Here is a 368-nt window from a genome sequence, read left to right on the forward strand (position 1 = left end):
AATGGAAGAAGTCGCCTCGTCCAGAATGAGAATCTTAGGCACCGCCAGAAAGACTCGGGCGATGGTCAGGAGCTGGCGCTGGCCCTGAGACAGGGAGTCCCCCGCGTCGGCCAGATAGGTATCATAGCCCTGGGGCAGCTGCTGGATAAAGAAATGGGCATTGGCTGCCTTGGCAGCCGCCACTACCTGCTCCCGGCTGGCATCCGGCCGGCCAAAGGCAATATTGTCATGGATGGTGGCTGTCTTGAGCCAAGTCTCCTGCAAAACCATGCCAAACTGCTGGCGCAGAGAAGCCCGGCTGTAGTCCGTCATGTCTCGGCCATCCAGCAAAATCCGGCCGCTGTCCAGATTATAAAAGCGCATGAGGA

Annotated in this window: 1 protein-coding gene; it reads right to left on the minus strand. The window is 58.4% G+C overall.

What is annotated here, in order from left to right; genetic code table 11:
- Window positions 1–368 (minus strand): ATP-binding cassette domain-containing protein (locus STRDD11_RS13400; RefSeq protein ID WP_128837683.1); only part of this gene is annotated, 368 nt, incomplete at both ends.

This window comes from Streptococcus sp. DD11 (assembly GCF_001578865.1).
GTDB lineage: Bacteria > Bacillota > Bacilli > Lactobacillales > Streptococcaceae > Streptococcus > Streptococcus panodentis.